Source organism: Bacillus sp. N6, from assembly GCF_052805735.1.
The window spans coordinates 4,966,688-4,989,913 of sequence record NZ_CM127843.1 but is presented as its reverse complement, the minus strand read 5'-3'; the positions used below and the strand labels follow the sequence as shown (position 1 = coordinate 4,989,913).

At 34.7% G+C, this 23,226-nt stretch carries 27 protein-coding genes and 1 tRNA gene; 23 read left to right on the top strand and 5 right to left on the bottom strand.

Going from position 1 to position 23,226, the window contains the following annotated elements; translation table 11 throughout:
- Positions 1-5: 5 nt before the first annotated feature.
- Both ACUXVC_RS25845 and ACUXVC_RS25840 read right to left on the bottom strand, forming a co-directional pair.
- A complete protein-coding gene (locus ACUXVC_RS25845; RefSeq protein WP_001228545.1) occupies positions 6-491 on the bottom strand; it encodes a YhcN/YlaJ family sporulation lipoprotein in 486 nt (161 codons plus the stop codon).
- 93 nt (positions 492-584) lie between these two features.
- Positions 585-791, bottom strand: coding sequence for a DUF1657 domain-containing protein (locus ACUXVC_RS25840; protein ID WP_000216166.1), 207 nt, complete (start codon positions 789-791; stop codon positions 585-587).
- A 204-nt stretch (positions 792-995) separates the two neighbouring features.
- On the opposite strand from ACUXVC_RS25840, the gene ACUXVC_RS25835 reads away from it, so the two are divergent.
- The 11 genes from ACUXVC_RS25835 to ACUXVC_RS25785 all read left to right on the top strand — a co-directional run bounded on the left by ACUXVC_RS25835 (position 996) and on the right by ACUXVC_RS25785 (position 7,033).
- Positions 996-1,071 (top strand) — tRNA-Arg (locus ACUXVC_RS25835).
- Positions 1,072-1,368: 297 nt separating this feature from the next.
- Positions 1,369-1,602: a mersacidin family lantibiotic gene (locus ACUXVC_RS25830; protein WP_095690008.1), complete on the top strand. Its 234-nt coding sequence runs from the start codon at positions 1,369-1,371 to the stop codon at positions 1,600-1,602.
- Between the two features lie 31 nt (positions 1,603-1,633).
- Entirely contained in the window at positions 1,634-1,867 is a 234-nt protein-coding gene (locus ACUXVC_RS25825) for a mersacidin family lantibiotic (protein WP_000033704.1), read from the top strand.
- A gap of 22 nt (positions 1,868-1,889) precedes the next feature.
- A complete protein-coding gene (locus ACUXVC_RS25820; RefSeq protein WP_255255468.1) occupies positions 1,890-2,132 on the top strand; it encodes a mersacidin family lantibiotic in 243 nt (80 codons plus the stop codon).
- Positions 2,133-2,163: 31 nt separating this feature from the next.
- Complete coding sequence (locus tag ACUXVC_RS25815) at positions 2,164-2,397, top strand: mersacidin family lantibiotic (RefSeq protein ID WP_000160316.1); 234 nt, start codon at positions 2,164-2,166, stop codon at positions 2,395-2,397.
- A gap of 31 nt (positions 2,398-2,428) precedes the next feature.
- Positions 2,429-2,662 (top strand): mersacidin family lantibiotic, encoded by a 234-nt coding sequence (locus ACUXVC_RS25810; RefSeq protein ID WP_000160316.1) that lies wholly within the window; start codon positions 2,429-2,431, stop codon positions 2,660-2,662.
- 31 nt (positions 2,663-2,693) lie between these two features.
- Positions 2,694-2,927 carry a mersacidin family lantibiotic gene (locus tag ACUXVC_RS25805; protein ID WP_000160316.1) on the top strand — a complete coding sequence of 78 codons (234 nt, stop codon included), beginning with the start codon at positions 2,694-2,696 and terminating at the stop codon, positions 2,925-2,927.
- A 31-nt stretch (positions 2,928-2,958) separates the two neighbouring features.
- Positions 2,959-3,192 (top strand): mersacidin family lantibiotic, encoded by a 234-nt coding sequence (locus ACUXVC_RS25800; protein WP_000033704.1) that lies wholly within the window; start codon positions 2,959-2,961, stop codon positions 3,190-3,192.
- Between the two features lie 30 nt (positions 3,193-3,222).
- Positions 3,223-3,456 (top strand): mersacidin family lantibiotic, encoded by a 234-nt coding sequence (locus ACUXVC_RS25795; RefSeq protein ID WP_000033704.1) that lies wholly within the window; start codon positions 3,223-3,225, stop codon positions 3,454-3,456.
- Positions 3,457-3,486: 30 nt separating this feature from the next.
- Complete coding sequence (locus ACUXVC_RS25790) at positions 3,487-3,720, top strand: mersacidin family lantibiotic (protein WP_000032577.1); 234 nt, start codon at positions 3,487-3,489, stop codon at positions 3,718-3,720.
- A gap of 154 nt (positions 3,721-3,874) precedes the next feature.
- The gene (locus ACUXVC_RS25785; RefSeq protein WP_446025882.1) at positions 3,875-7,033 is read left to right on the top strand and encodes a type 2 lanthipeptide synthetase LanM family protein; all 3,159 of its coding nucleotides are present in this window, start codon (positions 3,875-3,877) and stop codon (positions 7,031-7,033) included.
- A gap of 37 nt (positions 7,034-7,070) precedes the next feature.
- Here the strand turns inward: ACUXVC_RS25785 and ACUXVC_RS25780 are convergent, their stop codons facing one another.
- Positions 7,071-7,724 (bottom strand): response regulator, encoded by a 654-nt coding sequence (locus ACUXVC_RS25780; RefSeq protein ID WP_000582194.1) that lies wholly within the window; start codon positions 7,722-7,724, stop codon positions 7,071-7,073.
- Positions 7,725-7,729: 5 nt separating this feature from the next.
- On the bottom strand, positions 7,730-10,045 hold the full coding sequence (locus ACUXVC_RS25775) for a sensor histidine kinase (protein ID WP_000595466.1): 2,316 nt from the start codon (positions 10,043-10,045) through the stop codon (positions 7,730-7,732).
- Positions 10,046-10,161: 116 nt separating this feature from the next.
- On the opposite strand from ACUXVC_RS25775, the gene ACUXVC_RS25770 reads away from it, so the two are divergent.
- Positions 10,162-10,329 (top strand): hypothetical protein, encoded by a 168-nt coding sequence (locus ACUXVC_RS25770; protein WP_000617614.1) that lies wholly within the window; start codon positions 10,162-10,164, stop codon positions 10,327-10,329.
- Position 10,330: 1 nt separating this feature from the next.
- On the opposite strand, the gene ACUXVC_RS25765 is transcribed toward ACUXVC_RS25770, so the two are convergent.
- A complete protein-coding gene (locus ACUXVC_RS25765) occupies positions 10,331-11,260 on the bottom strand; it encodes a polyprenyl synthetase family protein (RefSeq protein WP_000640554.1) in 930 nt (309 codons plus the stop codon).
- A gap of 267 nt (positions 11,261-11,527) precedes the next feature.
- Between ACUXVC_RS25765 and ACUXVC_RS25760 the strand changes: the two genes are divergently transcribed.
- The 11 genes from ACUXVC_RS25760 (at position 11,528) to ACUXVC_RS25710 (ending at position 23,217) form a co-directional block, all read left to right on the top strand.
- Positions 11,528-11,782 carry a response regulator transcription factor gene (locus ACUXVC_RS25760; RefSeq protein WP_000757187.1) on the top strand — a complete coding sequence of 85 codons (255 nt, stop codon included), beginning with the start codon at positions 11,528-11,530 and terminating at the stop codon, positions 11,780-11,782.
- Positions 11,783-11,801: 19 nt separating this feature from the next.
- Entirely contained in the window at positions 11,802-13,958 is a 2,157-nt protein-coding gene (locus ACUXVC_RS25755) for a peptidase domain-containing ABC transporter (protein WP_098855476.1), read from the top strand.
- Positions 13,942-15,414, top strand: coding sequence for a S8 family peptidase (locus ACUXVC_RS25750; RefSeq protein WP_144465577.1), 1,473 nt, complete (start codon positions 13,942-13,944; stop codon positions 15,412-15,414). Before ACUXVC_RS25755 ends, ACUXVC_RS25750 begins: the two co-directional genes overlap by 17 nt.
- A 94-nt stretch (positions 15,415-15,508) precedes the next feature.
- On the top strand, positions 15,509-16,393 hold the full coding sequence (locus ACUXVC_RS25745) for an ABC transporter ATP-binding protein (RefSeq protein WP_000863493.1): 885 nt from the start codon (positions 15,509-15,511) through the stop codon (positions 16,391-16,393).
- 3 nt (positions 16,394-16,396) lie between these two features.
- Positions 16,397-17,617: an ABC transporter permease gene (locus tag ACUXVC_RS25740; RefSeq protein ID WP_446025881.1), complete on the top strand. Its 1,221-nt coding sequence runs from the start codon at positions 16,397-16,399 to the stop codon at positions 17,615-17,617.
- Positions 17,618-17,636: 19 nt separating this feature from the next.
- Positions 17,637-17,834: a hypothetical protein gene (locus ACUXVC_RS25735; protein WP_000505575.1), complete on the top strand. Its 198-nt coding sequence runs from the start codon at positions 17,637-17,639 to the stop codon at positions 17,832-17,834.
- Positions 17,835-18,135: 301 nt separating this feature from the next.
- Positions 18,136-19,443, top strand: coding sequence for an RNA polymerase factor sigma-54 (gene rpoN, locus ACUXVC_RS25730; protein ID WP_446025880.1), 1,308 nt, complete (start codon positions 18,136-18,138; stop codon positions 19,441-19,443).
- Positions 19,444-19,452: 9 nt separating this feature from the next.
- A complete protein-coding gene (locus tag ACUXVC_RS25725) occupies positions 19,453-19,698 on the top strand; it encodes a glutaredoxin family protein (protein ID WP_000869730.1) in 246 nt (81 codons plus the stop codon).
- 135 nt (positions 19,699-19,833) lie between these two features.
- Positions 19,834-20,862 (top strand): gapA transcriptional regulator CggR, encoded by a 1,029-nt coding sequence (cggR, locus tag ACUXVC_RS25720; RefSeq protein WP_001258185.1) that lies wholly within the window; start codon positions 19,834-19,836, stop codon positions 20,860-20,862.
- Positions 20,863-20,888: 26 nt separating this feature from the next.
- Positions 20,889-21,893 (top strand): type I glyceraldehyde-3-phosphate dehydrogenase, encoded by a 1,005-nt coding sequence (gene gap, locus ACUXVC_RS25715; protein ID WP_000161234.1) that lies wholly within the window; start codon positions 20,889-20,891, stop codon positions 21,891-21,893.
- Positions 21,894-22,032: 139 nt separating this feature from the next.
- Positions 22,033-23,217: a phosphoglycerate kinase gene (locus ACUXVC_RS25710; RefSeq protein WP_001036331.1), complete on the top strand. Its 1,185-nt coding sequence runs from the start codon at positions 22,033-22,035 to the stop codon at positions 23,215-23,217.
- The last annotated feature ends 9 nt before the right edge of the window (positions 23,218-23,226 follow it).

Below are 23,226 nucleotides of genomic sequence, written 5' to 3'. Positions count from 1 at the left end.
AAGCGTTAAGTGTTAGACTCCATTTTTTTACCAATGAATTTTAATTGTTTATTAATTTCATCTTTAGATACTTCTTTTTCCTTAATTTTTCTTTCGAGTTTTTCGAGTAACATAAAGATTTTTTTATCTGTACTGACACGAACATCGAAAGTAGGATGCTCATCACTTAGCTGCTTTTGAAGCTTTTTACGAAGAGGTTTTAATCCAAACCTTTCGTGATGCTCAGGTGTAACTGCTATGTAGAGATCTAAATTTGAATTCACTGCTGTGCTTTTTATAATTTCATCCATAGCGAGAGCTCTTTTCTTTGCTCCTTGTGATATAGATTGATTAAAGGATTCCGTACTCGTCTTTGTTAACTTTGGACCTTTTTCTTTCTCCGTTCGTTTTGCTTCTTCTTTCACTTTTTTATCTAAAGGACTATTATCACATCCGGTAAAAGAGCTAAATAGAAGTGCAAATAATGCGGTTATGAGGCCGAGTTTTCGCATAATTATCATTCCATTTCTATTGCAATATGTAATGTGATAGAAAAAGGATGACTGCATATCATCCTTTTTCTATTTCACAGCAAGACTGATTTGTTATTGCTGTGAGTATTGTGGTTCTTCTTGTTGGACTTCTTCAACGCGTGGGTTTAAAGAATCGATAATCGTTTGTGTTTGCTGCGCAGCTGTTTGGAAAAGTTGCTTCGCTTGTTGGTTATCCGTATCAAGAGCGAATCCCTCTAAGCTAGCTTGTGCACTTTTTAATCCAGAAACAGTTTGCTTTAGTTTCGTAATTACAGTCATTGAATGAAGCCCCCTTTGGAATATCAATTCAAAGATTATAATTTGTGAGTTGGGGTGAATTTATGATTGGAAAATTTAGGGGTGAAATAGATTTTATATGCTTTTAGCTAAGATGCATAAGGTATTACGGGGATATTTTTATTGATTTAGATGGATTTTATTGCTATTATTATGAGAAGAAAATGAAGTGTTTTCTATAATCATGCGCCCATAGCTCAGTCGGATAGAGCGGTGGTTTCCGGTACCACGTCTGCCGGGGGTTCGAATCCCTCTGGGCGCGTTATATAAACTTTAATATTATTTTGTGCAGAAGCCCTTTGTGTGGTAAGTAAAAATACCACGTGCAAAGGGCTTTTTTGATGTTATTGTTAGCCTATTATTGTTTATTTACTGTTGAATCCGGAGCTGAAATTCCTAACTTACATTTTGTAGGTTAGGAATTTTTTATTTTAAAAATGTTAAAAATATGCAATTTTGCGAAGTTACCTAAAAACTTTGAATCTTGTAAATTTATAACTGTAGAGAACAACAAACAAATAAATAAACAAATGAATAGAAAAACAAAAGGAGGAATGAAATGGTTAAGAAATTTAAATTTACAAAAGAGGGATTAGTAGAAGCATGGAAAGATCCACAAGTAAGAGAAAAATTAAAAGACTTACCGAAACACCCATCTGGAAAAGCGCTAAATGAATTAAGTGAGGAAGAATTAGCGGAAATCCAAGGGGCATCGGATGTACAACCAGAAACAACACCACTTTGTGTGGGAGTAATTATAGGATTAACAACGTCAATTAAGATTTGTAAATAAAAATAAAAAACAAAATGAGAGGATGAATGAAATGTCAAAAGGATACAAGTTCACAAAAGAAGAGTTAGTAGAGGCTTGGAAAGATCCACAAGTAAGAGAAAAGTTAAAAGATTTACCGAAACATCCATCGGGTAAAGCGTTAAATGAATTAAGCGAAGAAGAACTAGCGGAAATTCAAGGGGCATCAGATGTACAACCAGAAACAACACCACTTTGTGTGGGAGTAATTATAGGATTAACAACGTCAATTAAGATTTGTAAATAAAAATAAAAAACAAAATGAGAGGATGAATGAAATTTCAAAAGGATACAAGTTCACAAAAGAAGAGTTAGTAGAGGCTTGGAAAGATCCACAAGTAAGAGAAAAGTTAAAAGATTTACCGAAACATCCATCGGGTAAAGCGTTAAATGAATTAAGCGAAGAAGAACTAGCGGAAATTCAAGGGGCATCAGATGTACAACCAGAAACAACACCACTTTGTGTGGGAGTAATTATAGGATTAACAACGTCAATTAAGATTTGTAAATAAAAATAAAAAACAAAATGAGAGGATGAATGAAATGACAAAAGGCTACAAGTTTACAAAAGAAGAGTTAGTAGAGGCATGGAAAGATCCACAAGTAAGAGAAAAATTAAAAGATTTACCGAAACATCCATCAGGAAAAGCGTTAAATGAATTAAGCGAAGAAGAATTAGCGGAAATTCAAGGGGCATCGGATGTACAACCAGAAACAACACCACTTTGTGTGGGAGTAATTATAGGATTAACAACGTCAATTAAGATTTGTAAATAAAAATAAAAAACAAAATGAGAGGATGAATGAAATGACAAAAGGCTACAAGTTTACAAAAGAAGAGTTAGTAGAGGCATGGAAAGATCCACAAGTAAGAGAAAAATTAAAAGATTTACCGAAACATCCATCAGGAAAAGCGTTAAATGAATTAAGCGAAGAAGAATTAGCGGAAATTCAAGGGGCATCGGATGTACAACCAGAAACAACACCACTTTGTGTGGGAGTAATTATAGGATTAACAACGTCAATTAAGATTTGTAAATAAAAATAAAAAACAAAACGAGAGGATGAATGAAATGACAAAAGGCTACAAGTTTACAAAAGAAGAGTTAGTAGAGGCATGGAAAGATCCACAAGTAAGAGAAAAATTAAAAGACTTACCGAAACACCCATCAGGAAAAGCGTTAAATGAATTAAGCGAAGAAGAACTAGCGGAAATTCAAGGGGCATCGGATGTACAACCAGAAACAACGCCGCTTTGTGTGGGAGTAATTATAGGATTAACAACGTCAATTAAGATTTGTAAATAAAAATAAAAAACAAAACGAGAGGATGAATGAAATGTCAAAAGGATACAAGTTCACAAAAGAAGAGTTAGTAGAGGCTTGGAAAGATCCCCAAGTAAGAGAAAAGTTAAAAGACTTACCGAAACACCCATCAGGAAAAGCACTAAACGAATTAAGTGAGGAAGAATTAGCGGAAATTCAAGGGGCATCGGATGTACAACCAGAAACAACGCCGCTTTGTGTGGGAGTAATTATAGGATTAACAACGTCAATTAAGATTTGTAAATAAAATAAAAACCAAAACGAGAGGATGAATGAAATGTCAAAAGGATACAAGTTCACAAAAGAAGAGTTAGTAGAGGCTTGGAAAGATCCCCAAGTAAGAGAAAAGTTAAAAGACTTACCGAAACACCCATCTGGAAAAGCGCTAAATGAATTAAGTGAGGAAGAATTAGCGGAAATCCAAGGGGCATCGGATGTACAACCAGAAACAACACCACTTTGTGTGGGAGTAATTATAGGATTAACAACGTCAATTAAGATTTGTAAATAAAATAAAAAACAAAACGAGAGGATGAATGAAATGTCAAAAGAATACAAGTTCACAAAAGAAGAGTTAGTAGAGGCTTGGAAAGATCCCCAAGTAAGAGAAAAGTTAAAAGACTTACCGAAACACCCATCTGGAAAAGCGCTAAATGAATTAAGTGAGGAAGAATTAGCGGAAATCCAAGGGGCATCGGATGTACAACCAGAAACAACACCACTTTGTGTGGGAGTAATTATAGGAATAACGGCATCAATTAAAATTTGTAAGTAGATAGGTTTCATTCGAAAGGGGTATTCATCTCCTTTTGAATGAAACAGATTCCAATATTCGAATGCGAAAAATCGAATGTTGGAATCTGTTTCCCCTGAAGGGGACCAATTTATTGGAATATGGATTTTAAAATAAGGAAGGGGATTAAATTATTATGTTAATTCACTCATATATAAATGAAAAGGCATTTGCGAAGAGTCTTAATTTGAAAGAGCGTTATAAAACGCTAAAGAGTAGAAGAGATTTATTATTATCGGAGGATTTAAATTTAGCCCAATTAAATAAATGGATAGATAAAATGTTTAGAAGTAATAAAGCTGATTTTGATTTTAAATTAAAAATGAATGAAATGACAAAAGAAGATTTTGCGAGTTTAATTGAGAAAATCCCTGAATCAAAAGAGCATTTATATATAGATGAATTAAATGAACATGTGAATTTGCGCATGTTAGAAATAGGAATAGAGTTGTGTGAAAGTAAGTCATTAAGTGCAGAGGAAGATTTAGGGTTTATAGAATTTGTTAGGCCGTTTGCACTTTATGCAGCCGAAATGATAGATAGTTCGTTGAAATATAGATTAAATAAGATACGTTATGAGCATGAAGAGATTAAAGAAATGCTAGTGCGATCTTTAGTAGAAGAGTTATTAAATAATGCGGTGCGATCACTAGTCTTAGAATTTAATATTGCAAAACTAAGGGAAGAACTAGTAGGAGAGACTCCAGAAGAGCGATTTCTTTCCTTTGTCAGAGAGAAAGCTAGAAATAAGGAGAATTTAATTGCGTTCTATGAGGAATACGCAACATTAACACGAAGGTTAATTTTGAGAACAGAGTATTTTATACAAAATGTTCAAATGTTACTATTTCGTTTGAATGAAAATTGGCTACAGTTACAAAAAGAATTTCAATTGCAGGATGTATCATTAAGCAAAATTAAGGTTGGATTAGGAGATACACATCAAGAAGGGAAAACAGTTGTCCAGCTTGTATTCTCTTCAGGTAAAGAAATTTTATACAAGCCAAAGTCTATGGAAATTACGAAATCGTACCATGCATTTTTAGAATGGATGAATGAGGTAAGTGGAAGTATACAACTTCCATCATATAAAGTTTTAGACTTTGGTGAATATGGATGGGAAGAAAAAATATTGTATAAACCGTGCTCTTCTAAAGAAGAGGTGGAGCGCTACTATTTACGTTTTGGTAAGTTGATTGGTTTAATGTATATGTTAAAAGGTGCTGATTTGCATTTTGAAAATATAATTGCTCATGGAGAGTATCCATACATTATTGATTCGGAGACGATTTTTCATCAATATCCAAAACTGAATTTTCCGGATAGTGCGGAAGTAAAATTGAAATATGAACAAAGCGACTCAGTGATAGGATCTGGATTGTTACCGCAAGCTATGTTTCAAAACATCGATGGAAAAGGTATAGATTTAAGTGCTTTAAATGGAAAAGAGCAAGATTTGCCGTTTAAGGTGCTGGCCTTAAGTCAAAATAGTAAGGATGAAATGGAATTTACTATGAAAGAAGCCAAAAGTCAAAGTGCTAAAAATCTACCGAAACTTGGAGTAGAAGAAATTTATGTAGAGGATTATTTAACCTTTATTATTGATGGTTTTCAGGAAATGTGTAAATTTTTTATTGAGTATAAGGAAGAGATTTTATCAGAAAGAGGACCTTTAATTACATTTAGAGAAAATAAAATTCGCATTGTTGCTAGGGCGACTCAACAATATTGTAATTTCTTACAAGAGTCTACACACCCAGACTATATGAGAGATTCAATTTTATTGGAACAATTATTTGAAAGAGTATGGTATTACCCATATGAAAATAAGGGGCTAGTCATTCATGAGATTCAAGACTTATTACGTGCGGATGTTCCTATATTTACGACTTTTACAGATTCACGAGATCTATATAGTAGTACAGGTGAAAGGATGGAAGACTTTTTTAAGGAGAGCGGTTATGAGCAAGTATATAATAGAATTTATCATTTTGATGATAAGGAATTGGAAAAGCAACGAGGGTGGCTGAAGTTGGCAATACAGGGAAATAGAGATGTTGATATTAAAGTGAGAAGAAAAGAGGATTACAGAAGTGAATTATTAGAAAATCATCAGGAGACAATCTTGCAGGAAGCTATAAATATCGGAGAGTCTTTAGTAGAGAATGTAGTATTATCAGATGATAAAACAACAGCATCATGGTTACAAGCAAATGTTATTCACGACAAGTGGTATGTTGCCCCGATGAAGCAAAATTTATATGACGGTTTAGGTGGCGTAGCACTATTCTTATTGTATCTAAATAAGGTTACGGGAAACGAAAAATATTTAGAGGTTGCTCATAAGGCGTTGAAGTCAGCGATGAACCCTTTATCGAAAGCGAAGGGGCTTCTATCGACCTTCTTGGGTAAATATTCATTGTTATATCCATTAGCACATTTTCAATCTATAAGTCCTAGAAAAGAATATCAGGATTTTTTAGAAGAAATAAAAGTAGAATTAAAAGAAAGGCTCAAAGAAGAAGAAGAGTTTGATTTGTTAAGTGGCTCAGCAGGAGTTATTCAAGTGGCTCTTAATTTATTTGAAATGACAAAGGATCAAGATTATTTAGATCTTGCTGATATGTACAGTAAGCATTTGGTGGAAAATGTATCAATATTAGAAAGTGGAGTAGCGTGGAAGAATAAACATACTAACAGTTATTTAGGCGGTTTTTCTCATGGGACGAGTGGTATCGCTTGGAGCTTATGGCGTTCAGGGATTATGAATAGGAATCAAGAATATATTGATTTAGCTAAAAAAGCATTTGCTTATGATCGATCATTGTTTGAAAAAGAAGAAAGTGCGTGGAAAGACACAAGAGAGAGTGAGAAGAAGTGCTTACATCAATGGTGCCACGGTTCCACTGGAATAGGATTGAGTAGAGTTTTAGTAAGAAGCTATGAAGAAGATGTAGAAATGGACGAAGAAATTCGAGTGGCTGTAGATAATGTACGAAAGTATGGATTTAAAAATAATGATACATTATGTCATGGGAATATGGGGGACACGGAATTACTATTGGCTGTTTCACAGTTGTATGGTAATAAAGAATTGTATGAACAGGCGTTACAAATTGGCATACAAGTTATTAATAATTATAGAGAAACTGGTAGTTATCAATGTGATGCACCAGATGATATTCAATCATTTGGTATGTTTGTAGGGATAGCAGGAGTTGGTATGCAGTTGTTAAGACTATTACAGCCGAATGAAATTCCATCCGTTATGACATTAGAAAATGTAAAAGGATAAATGAAAAGACATTCTACCTTTTGGTAGAATGTCTTTATTATACATTTACATTTATTATACCTTTTCGAACAGCTTCAGCTAATGCTTCAGAACGAGAACTCACCTTGAACTTTTTAAACAGTTTCGTTAAATTATATTCAACAGCCCTAGAACTCATATATAATTCATCTGCAATTTGTTTATTACTTTTTCCTTTCGCAATGGATTCAAGAATTTCTAATTCTTTTTGTGTAATTGTAACATGGCTTGATGCTCTTTTCGTATCTAAGTTATCAACAGTCATATCTTCAACTCGAAGTTGTCGCAATAAAGAAATTGGAATTAAAGTATACCCATTTAAGACGGCCCGAATAGCCATTAATAACTCTTGCTGTGATGCTGATTTGCTAACAATACCGCTAATACCAGAATCTATTAATAAATTAAATTGTGATAAATATTCGAAGCCTGTGTAGAGAATAATTTTTGCATCTGGTTGTATGTGTAAAAGTTTTTGAGCCACATCAAGTCCACTATAATTAGGCATGTTCATGTCTAAAAGATATATATCAAAAGGTGTTTTTGAACTTTGAGAAATTGCTTCCTGTTCGTTTAAAATGTATGTTGCTTGAATATCTTCTTCTAATTCGATCATATTTTTCGTACCTTCACCCACTATTTGGTGATCGTCTACAATCAAAACGTGTATCATTTTATTCACCTCGGTATAGTAATATTTACTTGTAGTCCATTTCCTATTTCTGAAATAAGCTGAATTTCGCCTCCTATTCCTTGAACGCGCCCTTTGATTCCAGATAAACCCATATGTTTATTTGAAGAATAGGGGGCTTGGGTATTAAAACCGATGCCGTTATCACGATAATCTAGATAAATACAATTATTTTCTTCCCATAAAAATATATTAATTAAGGTTGCATTAGAGTGCTTATCAGCATTGTTTAATAATTCTTGGATAATACGATAAATAGATAAAATTTTATCAAATTCGTAATGATTCTCCTGTATTGAGTCATATTCAAATTGAATTCGGAAATTAGTACGTAGTTGCATTTGTGCTAATAGCTCTTTAAGTGCACCTATAAGACCAATTTCAGATAGAAGAGCCGGTTTTAATTCATTACAAGTGTCACGAATTTGTTGAATAACATCAAACATACCGAATTTTATTTTTTCTAATTGTCCCTGCAATTCACCTGGTACAGTATGTTCTTTTAATACGGTTTCTAGTTTACGATACCAGACAATTTGGTCTTGCAGGGCAGCGTCATGAAGATCCGCAGCAAGCCGACGCCTTTCAGTTTCTGAAATTTGAAATAGTAGGCGCGAAAGAGTTGCTGAGTGTGTTTTATTTGCTATGCTTTCTTTTTCTAAAGATTGAATGATTTGATTAACTGAATTTAGGTTTTCATAAACTAGACGTACATATTTTACGATAGCAATAAACCAAGTTTTTTCATTGATATTAAATTTAATATTGTTGGTTTTATTTCCAACCCAAATGTAATGCTTTGTGTTTTGGGTAGAATATAAATAAATACCGATGCATCCGTCATCTTCTAATAAATCATTTATATACCCTGATTCCATTCCCCATTGTTTCTTTTTCGAAAGATTAAATTTTTCTGTTTCTCCGTAACTTTTATAACAATTGTATGTATTTTGTTTTGTATCAAACTCAATAAATTGTATAAAACACGGTTTTAGTAGGGAGATAATTTCATTCATAAATTTTTTCTCTAAATCTTTTACTTTCATAATGGAAGAAAGTTGTTGTGCGAATTGATCAATACTTACATGTAAATTGGTTTTGCTTCTGAATAATTGATTGCGAAATGTGAAATCTAATCGTTCTTTTATTACAAGAAACAGTATGTTTAAAGGGAAAATGATAATGAAATTTTGCATGAGTCTAATAAAGAATCGCTCATCAGGATTAATACCCCAGCTTATAATTAATGTAATAATGATAGTTGGAAGTAATGAAAGCAAAGAGTAGTACCGAACACGATCAAACATAAAATCAATATCAAAGATTTGCTTTGTTAATATTAAATAAAAGTAGCCAATTGGAATGCAAAATAGGAATAATGCTGCAATATCAGCCCTAATAATGGCTGCATTAAATAATATCCTTGGAAGAGCATATAGCATTATAAATGGCCCGAAAGAAATACATTGGATAACTAACATAAATTTAAAAAAAGGCCTGTGTAAAGTATTTCTATATTTTATGTATCCTTTTAAAAGGAAATATACACTTAAAAGAATACTAAAACATAAATAAGCTAAATCTGTGTAAGCAGAGACTTGTTGCAAATTTGGAAGAAAGGTAACGGATAATAAGCCGGTAGTAATAACGGTCATGTATAGAAAAATGTGAAATCTAATCACATTTTTATGTATAATAATAATTTCCTTCCGCTTAAACAGCTGATATAAAAATAAAGTAAGAAATAAAGATACACTTTGAAAAGAGATACTTATAATTAAGAGTCCGCCAAAATCAGATTTACTAGATATAGAAGAGGCGGAAAGGCTAATAGAGGTTGCTAATAAAAAAAGCATAAAATAACGCTCTTCTCGCCTTATAGCTTTATTTCTATAGACAATAAAGCATAAGCTTAAAATGGTCAGAGAAAAAATCATTGGTAGATATAATGTAATAATTAGCTCTTCGTTGTCTGAAGTAGCTGTTGTGCTATAAGTAGAAATCCTATCATTCTGTATAGTTTGAATTTCAGTTGCATTTAAAAATTGATTTTGGTATCGCTTGAAAACCCCTAAATAAGGATTCGCCCCATCCACTTTGTAAATTTCATCACCTGCTTTTAAGGCTGTTTTTGCAGCCCAACCCGACGTATCAATTTGACTGATTGTATATGTATTATGTTTTTCTTTAGAAGCGATAATGCCACTGTAAGGCTGATAAAACTTGTAGAGGATGTAACTTTGTATGATTAAGTAAAAAATTATTAATGAAATTACGAAATAAATTGGACGTTGTTTAATCATTGCTAGAATTACCTCACTATCATATATAATTTCGGAATCCCGCAATAGGATTGCGGATAATAGCAAAAGAATATGTAATAATATAAAACTATAAAAATTGGTGGGGTGAACGATATATGATTAGAGAATTAGTTGAACGTATATTAGAAGATATTCAATTTAAAAATGTGTGTAGTCAAGGAACAATAGCCATTGATGGTATATCAAAACAAGAATTAGAAATTATTTTAGGTACTTTAAATAAGTCGTCTTTACTTAGTAAAGCTGCTGAGACATGGAAGTAAACTAAATTAGAGTATCAATTAACCTATCCTTATTTGCTTGACTGAGTGAAAGTTGTTCGATGTATCCTTTTGATTTGTATACATATAGGTTCTGCATAACGGAGCAGTACTCCATTGATCCACCGTACAGTAATATGTGTTTTAAAGAATCTAATGTTTGATTATTTAATTCATCATATTGTATCTCTTGATTAAAGAACTTTTTTATAAGTATAAAGTTATCATTTTTACTATTTAAATAATATAGTATTGGTAAAGTTTTCTTTAAATTAAGAAAATCATTTTTCTTATCCCATTGCATAATATCACGCATGTCGTTTTTTATTTGATTAATAACGCCTATACATAGTGCGTAGTTTTCAATTAAAGAACGCTGGATAGGATTGATATTCCCTGTTCCTAATAAGCATGCAAGTTTAATTAGATATCCAGATTTGTGAGTTACCATATCAATATAATCTTTCTCGGAATGGATTTCATTTTTAAGATCTAGTTGTTGTCCATTAATAGAGTTTAAAATAGAAGAGTGTATTTCATTTTTGAGCCAGTTTTTCATTTGAATTGAAAGGGAAGCCTTGTCAACTTCTTGCAAACAAATAAGTAAAAATCCCATAATTATATTGAGATTTGTGGCAATTGGATGTTTTGTCCAAGGTCCTTCTAAGAAATCTTCGTCTTGAATATCATCCATAATATCTAGAGCGAGCATAAGTAATTCTATAATTGTTAGCAGTAATTGTTTTTCCTCTTCATTTTGGTTATCTTGAAATATTTCATAATGTACGAGAGTGATGTTAGCAAAACGAGTAGAATCATTGAATTTGTATTCAATATATTCTGAAGAACATTGACGTAATGTAGATTCGAAAAAATGTCCATAAACCAGTTTTTTTGCACGCAAAATTAATTCATTTTGTAATGAATAAATCACTCGCAACTCCCCTTTTGTAAAAATTCGGAATATTCCAATTGTAACATAAGAGGGACATCTTCACAATTAAACATATCGCAAATGCGATATGTTTTTTTAATGAAGATGTTGCGGAGAATCCCGCTAATTTGTTTGCGGTAACTACAACGTGCATTGCGGACAATAACGTTTAAAAGAAGGATATGATATGAGTACAGATTAAGACAACACAGTTTAATAAACGAGAAAAAATAATCTAATATGGATTGAGAATAAAGGAGGAGAATGATGAAGAAAGTTTTAAGTGGTCGAGAAAAAGAAGTAGCTGTGTTGATTGCACGAGGTTTGAAGGATGTTGAAATAGCAAGGGAGTTATTTATTAGTAGAAGGAGAGTGGGTGAATTAGTAGCCTCAATTAAAAGAAAGTTAGAAATACATTCAAGGGTCCAAATTGGAATAGCTGCATATTTTTTAGGATTAATTACATTTGAATTTAATTTTAATCATGGTAACCATGAGGGTGTTGCTATGATTAATAGTTAAAGAGATAGGGGGGAATAAAATGGCAAAGGTGCCCTTTATAGAACAGATGGAACATAGCGAATGTGGATTAGCCTCATTGGCGATGGTCTTTAGTTTTTATGAAAAGCATGTTTCGTTAGCTGAATTAAGAGAAGAGTTTGGTGTTCCAAAAGGTGGTACATCTTTATACCAGCTTATGCATATTGCTAGGGAAAATGGTTTTCAAGTAAAAGGATATAAAGCTGAATATGAAGCTTTAAGTGAAGTTAAATTACCAGCAGTTATCCATTGGGAACATAAACATTATGTAGTCCTAGAGAAAGTGACAAAAAAGGGGGCTATAGTTATAGACCCTGCTTACGGAAGAAATAAAATCTCTAAAAAAGAAATGGAGGAAAAGTATTCTGGATTTGTATTAACACTAGAACCAGATGAGTCATTTCAAAAACAAAAAGGTGTCTCTCATTTGCAATTCTTTTTATCGTTTGTGTTAGGGAAAAAGAAATTAATAGCTTTAATTGTATTAGCCTCTTTGATAATTCAGGCTTTTGCGCTGGTGATTCCATTTGTCACAAGTTGGATGACTGACCATGTAATTATTCCGAGAGATCCGAGCTATATGAATATGATAGGTTACAGTATTTTAGTATTACTAATAAGTTATCAAGTATTTGCTTCATTAAGAGGTTTCCTAATAGCGAAGTTGCAAACGGCAATTGATATGTCTTTAATGCAAAGTTTTATAGAAAAACTATTAAGTCTTTCTTATAACTTTTTTGAGAATCGCTCTATGGGAGAACTGTTATTTAGAGCAAATTCCAATGTATATATTAGACAAATATTATCTACTAAGGTAATTTCCTTTCTTATAGATGGAATTCTGCTTTTCACTTACTTATTCTTCATGTTTCGTTATTCGACCTTATTAGGATTCGTTGTGTTAGCAGTTGGGAGTGTTATATTCGCCCTACTTGTCATGAGCACGACTGTTTCTAAGAAGTTAGCTGATAAAGAGGTTTCGGCTCAAGCTCAAGTTCAAAGGATTTTGTCTGAGAGTATTAATGGGATTAGTGACGTGAAGGTTATGGGATTGGAAAAGCAAGTGTATAAAGAATGGCAAGAACGCTTTGGTTCTCAGCTTATTCATGCAGAGAAGAGATCTATATGGACGGCATTGATGAATACATTAGCGGGTTCTATTCAATTTATCTTACCGTTGTTTCTGCTTTGGTTCAGTGGACAACAGGTGCTAGCTGGAAATATGACATTAGGAAGTGTACTCGGCTTTAATGCGTTAGCGATTTCGTTTATAACTCCGATTATCTCCATTGGGAGTGGCTATGGTGAATTGATTTATATTAGCTCCTATATTCAGCGGATTTACGATGTAATGCATGCGAGATCGGAGAGAGAGGTCAATCAATTTTCAGGAATTAAGAAACTGAATGGTGATATTGAGTTTGACAATGTTTCTTATCGTCACAATTATTTCAGTGAAGATGCAATTCAGAATGTTTCGTTTAAAATCAAAGCTGGTGAGAAGGTCGCAATTGTTGGGGCGTCTGGGTCTGGAAAAAGTACAATTGTAAAAATGCTTCTCGGACTATATACACCAACGAATGGGAAAATCCGATTTGATGGGATTGAAAGCGAAAAGTTAAATTTGAAATTTTTAAGGAAATCAATAGGCGTTGTTTTCCAAGAAGCGAGATTGTTTAACAAAACGGTAGGAGAAAATATCATTGCGCAAAGGAAAGGGGTGCCTCCGAATGGAGTAATTGAGGCATCGAAGCAAGCGAATATATTAGAAGATATTATGATGCTACCATTAAATTTTCAAACGATGGTATCTGAATTTGGAGTTAACTTCTCTGGTGGGCAAAGGCAAAGATTAATATTAGCTAGAGCATTGGTAACAAACCCATCTATTCTAATATTAGATGAGGCGACAAGTGCACTTGATACATTGTCTGAAAGAGTTATTGATGAGAATTTAACTGATATGTTATGTACAAGGATTGTCATTGCACATAGGTTAAGTACGGTTAAGAATGCAGATAAGATTATTGTTATGGATAAGGGAGCAATTGTAGAGATAGGATCACATACAGAATTACTTGAGAAGCAAGGGTATTATTATCAATTGTCAAAAGCTCAGGAAGTAAAAGGAGGGATTAAAAGTGAAAGATTGGCCTAAATATCGAAACACTATAGCGAAAATAGGTGCTGGAATTACAGTAGGATTATTATTAAACCTTCCTATAGTTGGAGTTAGTACGATAAGCGCTGAAGAAATGAAACATAATCAAATTAAAGAAAATTCGTATGTGTTTACATTGAGGCAAGGTGAAAATACGGATGAGATGATAAAGGAAATTAGAGATAAATATCCCGATTTAAAGCTAGAAGTAATAAAAGAAATTAAGATGCTGAATATCGAAGGTGATAATTTAGAAAGAGTACAAGAAGCGAAGCAGCATTTATTAAAAAATTATAAAGAGATAATTGAAAAAGCAGGTAGAGAGGATGTAGTGGAATTAAAGCCGCCCGCTATAGTAAAGAAACCTTCGAATATAACAAAATACGCACCTTCACAATTAGAACAAGAAGAGGTCGATTATAGCAAATGGAAATGGGATGTCGATAAGGTAACAGAAAATGGAGAGAGCTATAAAATTGAACAAGGAAATCATAGTGTAAAGATTGGTGTTATTGATAGTGGGATTGATGTAAATCATCCTGCGCTAAAGGGAAATATAGTTAGTCAGGGGAAAATTTTAGTTCCGAATGTAGAATCAATTGAAGATAATATTGGTCATGGAACAATGATTGCTGGGTTAATAGCTGCTGATGGGAAAATAAAGGGGGTAGCGCCCAAAATTGGGATTGTACCATACAAAGTATTTCAAGGTAGTTCTGCGGATTCAAGCTGGATTATTAAAGCTATTGTAGAGGCTGCAAATGATGGTATGGATGTTATTAATTTAAGTTTAGGAACATACAAGTCCATTAAAGATCCAGAAGAAGGAGCTGTGTACTTAGCTTATAAAAGAGCAATAGAGTATGCGAATAGTAAAGGGAGTTTGCTAGTGGCTTCCTCTGGAACAGAAGGATTCGATATTTCAAATCCTTTTCAATTAGCTAAGCAAAGAGGATATGAAAACGACTTACAACTTCATATGCCAGGAGGTTTACCGGGGGTAGTAACTGTTGCGGGAACAAATAAAGATGATCGATTAGCTTATTACTCTAATTATGGAACCAATGTTGATATTGCAGCTCCATCAGGAGATTATGGATCTTTGTGGGAAAGTGAAAAAGTGGGAGATGAAACAGCTATGGTATTAACCACATATCCTACAAACCTTCCGCAATCCCAGCTAAGTGAATGGTTAGGGTTTGATAGAGGGTATGAGCTGATGATTGGAACGAGTCTAGCAGTTCCTAAAGTTTCTGCTACAGCCGCACTTGTAATTGCGGAATATAAAGAAAAATTTAGGCTGAAGCCTAGTAATGGATTTGTTAAAACAAGATTATATCAGGGGGCCAAACCGGCATTAGATGACGGAAAAAAATATTTTGGAAAAGGTATTGTAAATGCGAAGGGTGCACTTGATTTTCGAAATACAAATTTCAAAAAATGGGAGAGATAAAGATGAATTTTAAAAAGTTTTTACTTATGATTGGCGGAATTGCTTTAGGAATGGCAGTTATTTACTTTATTAAACAGTAAAGGGGATGTTATATATGGCATTTGAAATTCAAGGATTAAATAAAACATTTGGTGAATATAAAGCCGTTAATGATTTAAATATACGTGTAGAAGAAGGTGGAATTTTAGGGATGCTGGGCCGAAATGGTGCTGGTAAGACGACAACGATTCGTATGATCTTAGATTTAATCAAACCGGATAGCGGCCAAATTCTATGGAATAATCGCCCTTTTTCAAAGAAAGACCTATCTATTGGCTATTTACCAGAAGAGCGTGGATTATACCCGAAAATGAATGTAGTGGAGCAATTGGTGTATTTCGGCAAGTTAGAAGGAATGCCAGCTAATCTTGCAAAAAGGCATGCGTTACAGTGGCTAGAAAAATTAGAAATGACACCACATTTAAAGAAGAAAACAGAGGAATTGTCAAAGGGAAATCAACAAAAAATTCAATTGATTTCAGCGATATTGCATAATCCGGAATTCATCATACTAGATGAACCATTTAGTGGATTGGATCCTGTAAATGCAGAGATGTTAAAAAATGTTGTGCTCGAGTTAATCGCGCAAAGAAAAACGATTATCTTCTGTAGTCATCAAATGGACAGTGTAGAAACGTTCTGTGAGGAAATTTGTATTATGAAAAATGGTCAACTTGTATTATCGGGTGCCTTGTCAGATATTAAGAAAAGTTATCAATACAAATATATGACGTTGCAAACGGAAGGGGATATTGAACCTATTCTTAAGAAGAAAAATTTCAATTTTGAAAAAGTTAATCGTACGTTCATGATTAAAGTTAATGATGGAGAGGATGCATTTTCGCTGCTTGAAGACATTAAAACTAAACAATATATCCGAGATGTTTCTATTAAAGAACCTTCTTTACATCAAATCTTTGTTGAAAAGGCGGGTGCATAAGTAATGAGGAATTTCTGGATTGTTTTAGGGCAAACGTATTGGGATCGTGTGAGGACGAAAATATTTATTGGGATGACATTGTTATTAATAGGGGGAGGGATATTCTTATTCTCCTTTCCAACTTTAGTACAAAAGTTTTCTGGAGAGAAAGAAAAAGCAAAAGTTGTATTTATTTCCGAAGCACCTAATGTTACTTTGGATCAATCTAATCTTAGTAAAGCTCTTCCAGAATGGGATTGGTCTTTAGGTGATAAAACAAAATTAAATCAATATAAGCAAGATTTGTTAGATAAGAAAGTCGAAGCGCTCTTTATATTAAAAGAGGGTGCGGGTGCTGAACCAGTATTAGATTACTTTATGAAGGTGGATAATCCTAAGTTGATTCAAAGTGCGCAGGTATTTGTACAAAATCAGTATTTTCAAAGTGCGGTAGTTAAACAACAGTTATCAGAAGAGGCTGTGAAATCACTGACGATGAACGTGCAAGCGAAAAAGCAAAACTTAAATAACGAAGAAACAAGCTCATTCTTACTGGTGTATTTATTAGTAGCGATTATGTACTTAGCAATTACTTCGTATGGAAATGCGATTGCTACAGCGGTAGCGTCAGAGAAGGCGTCGCGTGTTATGGAAGTGATGGTAACGAAGGTGTCGCCTGTTCACATGGTCTTTGGGAAGATATTAGGAGTCGGTCTTGCTAGTTTGACACAGTTATTTATTTTCTTCCTTAGTATGGCGCTATATATTAAATCTGGAATTTTCAAGGTATCGGATTCGTTTTTTGGAGTGAATATTGATGTAAATATGATTACAGGTGAGCATGCTGCATATTTCTTGTTATATTTTGTTCTCGGTTACTTCGTTTATGCGGCACTTTTCGCAGTGTTTGGTTCTATGGTAAGCAGGCCAGAAGAATTATCCGGAACAACGATGCCGATTACTCTTATATTGATGGGAAGCTTAGTGGTGGAGTTATTAGTAGTACTTGATAACCCTGAAGGGCTAGTATCAAGGGTGACATCATATGTTCCGTTTACAGCTCCAATTAGTATGGTAGTTAGGATTATTAATGGATCCGTTGGGAGTTTAGAAATTATTACATCTATGGTTGTATTACTGGCTAGCATTAGCTTAATTGCTATGTTTGCAGCGAAGGTCTATCCGAAAGGTGTATTAAGAAGTGGTAAGAACCTTAAATTCATTCAATTGTTAAAAAATAATTAATTGCAGGGGGGAATAAATTATGGGATTTTTTTCGAAAAGAAAACAAAAAATGATGGATAGTAATAACGAGAGAAGCGTGAAAAAAATAGTTGAGTTGTCTGTGGAAGAGATGAGAGGAATTCAAGGAGCGTCTAGTGAATCGAACGATTATCTCTATGATTCCTATGTAATTAGGAATCAAAGTTCCTTAGCTTTAAATAAGAGGTTTCTTTCTTAATTAAGAATCGTAAAAGAGTAGTTAGGCATAGTGAAGTGTCACTATACCTAAACTGCTCTTTTTATTTTGGAATTGAACAGAGATAAATTTAATGTTGTTATATATAAAATTAAGGGTTACTATTAGTATGTGGTAACAAATAATTGAGTTTATTATTTTCTTTCAATATTATTCAAATTTAGGTTGTAAGTTGTAAATCTCATTAATACATATAAATTAATAATATTTTGGAATGGGTGTCTGTGATAGCATTCTCCTTTTACCAAACTTATTGTACAATAGAAACAAGGGGGAGATTAGTTTGAAGGCAAGTCTTTTACAAGAACAAAGCTTACGTTTGGCAATGACACAAGAGTTAAGGCAAGCGATTACAATGCTCCAGTATAATGTACAAGAATTATCGGAGTTTTTGTATGAGCAATCGTTAGAGAATCCCCTTATTGAGTTAGGTGGTTTTGAGAGGGAGAAGAAAAAGAGCTCTAACAACAGTAAAAGTACCAGCAAACAAGTCGAGAATCAGATGGAGATCTACAGTGTGGATTCTACAACGATTCAGCAACATTTATTAAATCAAATACAGTATTATAAAATAGATGAAGAAGAGCGAAAAGTAGCTTCTTTCATTATTATGAACATGGATGGAAATGGATATTTACAAGAAACGAATGAAGAGTTAGCAGAGCTCCTTTCTGCGCATGTTCATGTAGTCGACCGCTCTGTAGAGCTTGTCCAATCACTGGAACCAGCAGGGGTAGGGGCGCGTAATATTCAGGAATGTCTAACCTTGCAATTGAAGCGCTTACAAAGACGGAATGGATTAGCAGAAGAGGTTGTAGAAGATCATTTCGCTTATTTTGTGAAGAAAGATTGGCGAAAGCTCGTTCAAGTGTTGAAATGTAGTAATGAGGAATTACAGAGTGCGGTAAATTGTATAACGTCATTACAACCAAAACCAGGTCTTGCGTTTTCTTCAGATAAACCACTTTATATTGTGCCTGATATGGCGGTGAAAAAAGATGGCGATCGCCTCGTTTTACAAATGAATGAGAGAAATATGCCGAGAATTGAAATTCATTCTGAATATAGTGCGCTTCTTAATAATAGTGAAAGTGAAGTAGCATCTTACGTATCAGAAAAGTATCAGCATGTGCAGTGGATTATGCGCAGTTTGAAGCAGAGAAAACAGACACTGCTGCAAGTGATGAATATTATTATGGAAAAACAACATGATTTCTTCTGGAAAGGTCCAGAGTATTTAAGACCTCTCGCTTTAAAAGAGGTAGCGGAAGAGTTAAGTGTGCATGAATCAACAATTAGTCGTGCGACGCGAAATAAATATGTGCAAACACCACACGGTTTATTTGAGATGAAATCGTTCTTTAGCAATGCCGTTTCGACGACTGAAGATGAAGCAGTTTCTACAAAACGTGTAAAACAATTTATTCAAACGCTAATTGGGGCAGAGGATAAGAAAAAGCCACTTTCAGATCAAAAGATTTCAAAATTATTAGAAGAAGAGCATGAAATTGTTATTTCTCGAAGAACAGTGGCGAAGTATAGAGAACAAATGCATATCCCAGCTTCGTCATTACGAAAAACGATCGGATAGGTGAAGAAGATGAAAGTTGTACTGTATACTAAAAAAGATTGTGGCCTTTGCGTGAAGGCGAAACAAGTTTTACAGGAAGTACAATGTGAATATTCTTTTCAAATCGAGGAAATAGATATATATGAAGATAATGACCTTTTAGAAAAATATCACTTAATGATTCCGGTTGTAGAAATGGACGGAAAACAAGTAGAATATGGTAACATTCACAAAGGTGTCATAATAAACTATATAAAGAATGCAGTTAAGAGTTGAATAAGTTTCTATCTCCTGTTACAATAATACACGTAGCAGGGATTATTTTTTTAACCTATGTGGGACACAAAATGTCACTACGGGACGTAAAGTGACCACGAGGGAAAATGAACCGATGTAGTGAGGAGAAAAGATATGCGCTCATGGATTCAGAATACAAAAAAATTATTACCTGATCTGCTACCTGTTATGCAAACGAGAATGCAAATTCTTCAATACATTAGGCTCATGCAGCCGATTGGAAGAAGAAACTTATCAGCAAGTCTCGGTATGACAGAACGAGTATTGCGAAGTGAAGTTCAAGTTTTGAAAGAACAAAACTTAGTTCACGTCGCTTCTTCTGGAATGACTTTGACAGAAGAAGGAACAGCTTTAGTTCTTGCTTTGGAAGACTTTATGAAAGAAATTTCCGGGTTAAAGGTTTTAGAAAAGCAACTTAAGGAAACATTAGACTTGGATGAAGTTTTCGTTGTCCCTGGTGATAGTGATGAATCACCTTGGGTCAAACTGGAGATGGGCCGTGCTTGTGTGACTTGTATAAAAGACCGTCTGACAGCGAATAATATCGTTGCTGTGGCTGGAGGAACTACGCTAGCTGCTGCTGCGGACATGATGCAACTTGATTGCAAAGATTTACATATGCTATTTGTCCCAGCACGTGGTGGAATTGGAGAAGGTGTTGAATTAGAAGCCAATACCATTTGTGCCAAGATGGCGCAAAATACGATGAGTAATTATCGCTTATTGTATGTTCCAGACCATGTTAGTAGCGAAGCATATGCGTCTATTGTGACAGAGCCTTCCGTGAAAGAAGTTCTTGAGTTGATTCGATCTTCCAATATCGTCATTCATGGAATAGGTGATGCGTTAACAATGGCACGTCGCAGAAGTACTTCAGAAGCAGATTGGTTAAAGATTCAAGCAAGCGAAGCAGTTGGCGAAGCTTTCGGTTACTACTTTAATGAAGAAGGAAATGTTGTTCATAAAGTAAGAACAGTTGGTATGCAACTTGAGGATTTACAAAATGTATCTCACGTTGTTGCAGTCGCTGGAGGTTCTTCAAAGGCAAAAGCAATACAGGCTGTAATAAAGCAAGGGCACACTTCAATTCTAATTACAGATGAAGGTGCAGCAAAACAATTAACAAAGGGTTTTACCCTTTAATATAATCCCCCAAGGAGGAAATTCAAATGACTAAAATTGGTATTAATGGATTTGGACGTATCGGACGTAACGTATTCCGCGCAGCTCTTAACAACTCTGAGGTAGAAGTAGTAGCAATCAACGACTTAACAGATGCTAAAACATTAGCTCACCTTTTAAAATATGACACAGTTCACGGAACTTTAAATGCAGAAGTATCTGCTAACGAAAACAGCATCGTTGTTAACGGTAAAGAAATTAAAGTTATCGCTGAGCGTGACCCAGCTCAATTACCATGGAGCGACTACGGAGTAGAAGTAGTAGTAGAATCTACTGGCCGTTTCACTAAAAAATCAGACGCTGAAAAACACTTAGGTGGATCAGTTAAGAAAGTTATCATCTCAGCTCCAGCTTCTGACGAAGATATCACTGTAGTTATGGGTGTTAACCATGAACAATACGATGCAGCTAACCACAACGTAGTATCTAACGCTTCTTGTACTACAAACTGTCTAGCTCCATTCGCTAAAGTATTAAACGAAAAATTCGGCGTAAAACGCGGAATGATGACAACAATTCACTCTTACACTAACGACCAACAAATCTTAGACTTACCACACAAAGATTTACGTCGTGCTCGTGCAGCAGCTGAAAACATGATCCCAACATCTACTGGTGCTGCTAAAGCTGTAGCATTAGTATTACCAGAACTTAAAGGTAAATTAAACGGTGGCGCTGTACGTGTTCCAACTGCTAACGTTTCTCTTGTTGACTTAGTTGTTGAACTTGACAAAGAAGTAACAGTTGAAGATGTAAACGCAGCATTCAAAGCAGCAGCTGAAGGCGAATTAAAAGGTATCCTTGGATACAGCGAAGAGCCATTAGTATCTATCGACTATAACGGATGTACAGCTTCTTCTACAATCGATGCATTATCTACAATGGTAATGGAAGGTAACATGGTTAAAGTACTTTCTTGGTACGATAACGAAACTGGTTACTCTAACCGCGTAGTAGACTTAGCAGCTTACATGACTTCAAAAGGTCTTTAATTCTTAATTATATAAGTTATCAATGACAAAACGAGGGAGAGGGTTTGTTCCCTCTCTCTCTTCTTTCGTTTTAAAAGCAAATGTGTTAAGCTTTTGAATGGGTTTTGTCAATCCTAACTAGTAGTCGGAGGGAAATCCAATGAACAAAAAATCAATTCGTGACGTAGATTTAAAAGGTAAGCGTGTATTTTGCCGCGTTGATTTCAACGTACCTATGAAAGAAGGCAAAATTACAGATGAAACTCGTATCCGTGCAGCTCTTCCTACAATTCAATATTTAGTAGAGCAAGGTGCGAAAGTTATTTTAGCAAGCCACTTAGGCCGTCCAAAAGGTCAAGCAGTAGAAGAATTACGTCTTACTCCAGTAGCAGCACGTTTAGGCGAGCTTCTTGGTAAAGATGTTAAAAAAGCGGACGAAGCATTCGGACCAGTTGCACAAGAAATGGTTGCAGCAATGAACGAAGGCGACGTATTAGTTCTTGAAAACGTACGTTTCTATGCGGGCGAAGAAAAGAACGATGCAGAACTTGCGAAAGAATTTGCAGCACTTGCTGACATCTTCGTAAACGATGCATTCGGTGCAGCTCACCGTGCTCATGCTTCTACAGCAGGTATCGCAGACTACCTACCAGCAGTATCTGGTCTATTAATGGAAAAAGAGTTAGATGTACTTGGTAAAGCACTTTCTAACCCAGAACGTCCATTTACAGCTATCATCGGTGGTGCGAAAGTAAAAGATAAAATCGGTGTAATTCGTCATCTATTAGACAAAGTAGATAACTTAATCATCGGTGGCGGACTTGCTTACACATTCGTTAAAGCTTTAGGTCATGAAATTGGTCTATCTCTATGTGAAGACGACAAGATTGAACTAGCTAAAGAATTTATGCAACTTGCAAAAGAAAAAGGCGTAAACTTCTACATGCCAGTTGATGTTGTAATCACTGAGGAATTCTCTGAAACTGCAACAACTAAAATCGTTGGTATCGACTCTATCCCTTCTAACTGGGAAGGCGTGGACATCGGTCCTAAAACACGTGAAATTTATGCAGATGTAATTAAAAATTCTAAGCTTGTTGTATGGAATGGACCAATGGGTGTATTCGAAATGACTCCATTCGCAGAAGGTACAAAAGCAGTAGGACAAGCATTAGCAGATGCAGAAGATACATACTCTGTTATCGGCGGTGGTGACTCTGCAGCAGCTGTTGAAAAATTCGGTATGGCTGATAAAATGAGCCACATTTCTACTGGCGGCGGTGCGTCATTAGAATTCATGGAAGGTAAAGAGCTTCCAGGTGTAGTTTGTCTTAACGACAAATAAGTAGCAGCC

What these genes read in the sequence shown, in the direction of transcription:
- ACUXVC_RS25815 (WP_000160316.1), top strand. Translation starts at nt 2,164, where the DNA reads ATGACAAAAGGCTACAAGTTTACAAAAGAAGAGTTAGTAGAGGCATGG.
- ACUXVC_RS25810 (WP_000160316.1), top strand. Translation starts at nt 2,429, where the DNA reads ATGACAAAAGGCTACAAGTTTACAAAAGAAGAGTTAGTAGAGGCATGG.
- ACUXVC_RS25735 (WP_000505575.1), top strand. Translation starts at nt 17,637, where the DNA reads ATGGGATTTTTTTCGAAAAGAAAACAAAAAATGATGGATAGTAATAAC.
- ACUXVC_RS25775 (WP_000595466.1), bottom strand. Translation starts at nt 10,045, where the DNA reads ATGATTAAACAACGTCCAATTTATTTCGTAATTTCATTAATAATTTTT.
- cggR (WP_001258185.1), top strand. Translation starts at nt 19,834, where the DNA reads ATGCGCTCATGGATTCAGAATACAAAAAAATTATTACCTGATCTGCTA.
- ACUXVC_RS25725 (WP_000869730.1), top strand. Translation starts at nt 19,453, where the DNA reads ATGAAAGTTGTACTGTATACTAAAAAAGATTGTGGCCTTTGCGTGAAG.
- ACUXVC_RS25710 (WP_001036331.1), top strand. Translation starts at nt 22,033, where the DNA reads ATGAACAAAAAATCAATTCGTGACGTAGATTTAAAAGGTAAGCGTGTA.
- ACUXVC_RS25825 (WP_000033704.1), top strand. Translation starts at nt 1,634, where the DNA reads ATGTCAAAAGGATACAAGTTCACAAAAGAAGAGTTAGTAGAGGCTTGG.
- ACUXVC_RS25790 (WP_000032577.1), top strand. Translation starts at nt 3,487, where the DNA reads ATGTCAAAAGAATACAAGTTCACAAAAGAAGAGTTAGTAGAGGCTTGG.
- ACUXVC_RS25745 (WP_000863493.1), top strand. Translation starts at nt 15,509, where the DNA reads ATGGCATTTGAAATTCAAGGATTAAATAAAACATTTGGTGAATATAAA.
- ACUXVC_RS25840 (WP_000216166.1), bottom strand. Translation starts at nt 791, where the DNA reads ATGACTGTAATTACGAAACTAAAGCAAACTGTTTCTGGATTAAAAAGT.
- ACUXVC_RS25830 (WP_095690008.1), top strand. Translation starts at nt 1,369, where the DNA reads ATGGTTAAGAAATTTAAATTTACAAAAGAGGGATTAGTAGAAGCATGG.
- ACUXVC_RS25755 (WP_098855476.1), top strand. Translation starts at nt 11,802, where the DNA reads ATGGCAAAGGTGCCCTTTATAGAACAGATGGAACATAGCGAATGTGGA.
- ACUXVC_RS25820 (WP_255255468.1), top strand. Translation starts at nt 1,890, where the DNA reads ATGAATGAAATTTCAAAAGGATACAAGTTCACAAAAGAAGAGTTAGTA.
- ACUXVC_RS25780 (WP_000582194.1), bottom strand. Translation starts at nt 7,724, where the DNA reads ATGATACACGTTTTGATTGTAGACGATCACCAAATAGTGGGTGAAGGT.
- ACUXVC_RS25845 (WP_001228545.1), bottom strand. Translation starts at nt 491, where the DNA reads ATGCGAAAACTCGGCCTCATAACCGCATTATTTGCACTTCTATTTAGC.
- ACUXVC_RS25785 (WP_446025882.1), top strand. Translation starts at nt 3,875, where the DNA reads ATGTTAATTCACTCATATATAAATGAAAAGGCATTTGCGAAGAGTCTT.
- ACUXVC_RS25805 (WP_000160316.1), top strand. Translation starts at nt 2,694, where the DNA reads ATGACAAAAGGCTACAAGTTTACAAAAGAAGAGTTAGTAGAGGCATGG.
- ACUXVC_RS25760 (WP_000757187.1), top strand. Translation starts at nt 11,528, where the DNA reads ATGAAGAAAGTTTTAAGTGGTCGAGAAAAAGAAGTAGCTGTGTTGATT.
- ACUXVC_RS25795 (WP_000033704.1), top strand. Translation starts at nt 3,223, where the DNA reads ATGTCAAAAGGATACAAGTTCACAAAAGAAGAGTTAGTAGAGGCTTGG.
- ACUXVC_RS25770 (WP_000617614.1), top strand. Translation starts at nt 10,162, where the DNA reads ATGATTAGAGAATTAGTTGAACGTATATTAGAAGATATTCAATTTAAA.
- ACUXVC_RS25800 (WP_000033704.1), top strand. Translation starts at nt 2,959, where the DNA reads ATGTCAAAAGGATACAAGTTCACAAAAGAAGAGTTAGTAGAGGCTTGG.
- gap (WP_000161234.1), top strand. Translation starts at nt 20,889, where the DNA reads ATGACTAAAATTGGTATTAATGGATTTGGACGTATCGGACGTAACGTA.
- ACUXVC_RS25740 (WP_446025881.1), top strand. Translation starts at nt 16,397, where the DNA reads ATGAGGAATTTCTGGATTGTTTTAGGGCAAACGTATTGGGATCGTGTG.